The following is a 1,292-nucleotide window of genomic DNA, read 5'->3' as shown; positions in this document are numbered from 1 at the left end:
GCGCTTCACCACAGGAAACCAGCCTGCAACTGGCCGATTTGCGCCTGGATCTGATCCGCCGCCGCGTTGAGCGCAGCGGACAGCGCATCGACTTGACCGCCAAGGAATTCGCCCTGCTGGAAATGCTCCTGCGTCGACAAGGCGAAGTCCTGCCCAAATCGCTGATCGCCTCCCAGGTCTGGGACATGAATTTCGACAGCGACACCAATGTGATCGAAGTCGCCATCCGACGTTTGCGCCTGAAGATCGACGATGAATTCCCCAACAAACTGATCCACACCGTGCGCGGCATGGGTTACGTCCTTGAAGAGCGCTCAGCTTGATGCGGCGTCTTTCGTTAAGCAGCCGCCTCGCGTTACTGTTTGCGGCCKGCACAGCCGTGGTTTCGCTGTTCGCCGGGGTATTGTTCAGTCGTGCGAGTGAAGCACACTTCGTCGAACTCGATCAGCAACTGCTGGACGGCAAATTGATTGGTTTACGCCGGGCACTTCACGACATTCAATCCAGCGACAGCCAAATCAGGCTTGCGGATGAATTGAGCCGCCAGGCCGACTTGTCGCTGCGCATAACCGGCAGCGATGGCCAGCGCTGGTATGACAGTTCGGCGCACCTGCCGGACAAGCTCCCGCAAAAACCGGGCTTATCAACCTTGAACGACGACGGCTCCGACTACCGCGTATTGAATGCGCCGTTGTTAGTCGACAAACCTGATTCCCCAAAACTGACCTTGTTGCTGGACATCACCCATCACCAGCACTTTCTGCAACGCATGCAGCATCTGATCTGGCTGACCGTTGGCTTGTCAGCCCTGGCCACTGCCCTGCTCGGAGCCTGGGCAGCACGCAGCGGGTTGCGTCCGTTGCGGCGCATGAGTGCGGTCGCCAGCGGTGTTTCGGCGCATTCGCTCAATGCGCGCTTGCCCGAAAAGAACATGCCGCCGGAACTCGCGGAAATGGCCCACAGCTTCAACGCCATGCTCGGTCGCCTCGACGACTCCTTTCAACGGCTCTCGGCGTTCTCCGCTGACATCGCCCATGAACTGCGCACGCCCCTGTCGAATCTGCTGACCCACATACAGGTCACCCTCACCCGCCCTCGCCCCATTGAGGACTACCGCGAGGCGCTGCACAGTAACCTCGAAGAACTGCAATGGATGGCGCAACTGGTCAATGACATGTTGTACCTGGCCAAGGCGGATCACGGGTTGCTGACACCCAAGCGTGAACCGCTGGAATTGGCGGAGGAAACGGATCTGTTGTTGGAGTTTTTCGCGCCGCTGGCTGAGGACGTTC

General features: G+C 59.2%; 2 protein-coding genes. Both read left to right on the top strand.

Annotation, left to right across the window (positions count from 1 at the left end):
• The coding region (locus AC1DRJ_RS28070) for a winged helix-turn-helix domain-containing protein (protein WP_477805008.1) at positions 1 to 323 on the top strand (323 nt) is incomplete at its 5' end.
• Positions 323 to 1,292: heavy metal sensor histidine kinase (locus AC1DRJ_RS28065; RefSeq protein WP_477805007.1), on the top strand; the 970-nt coding region annotated here is incomplete at its 3' end. The genes AC1DRJ_RS28070 and AC1DRJ_RS28065, both read left to right, overlap by 1 nt.

The sequence above is a fragment of the Pseudomonas sp. P5_B2 genome (genome assembly GCF_056400445.1).
This window is presented reverse-complemented; position numbering and strand designations above follow the sequence as displayed.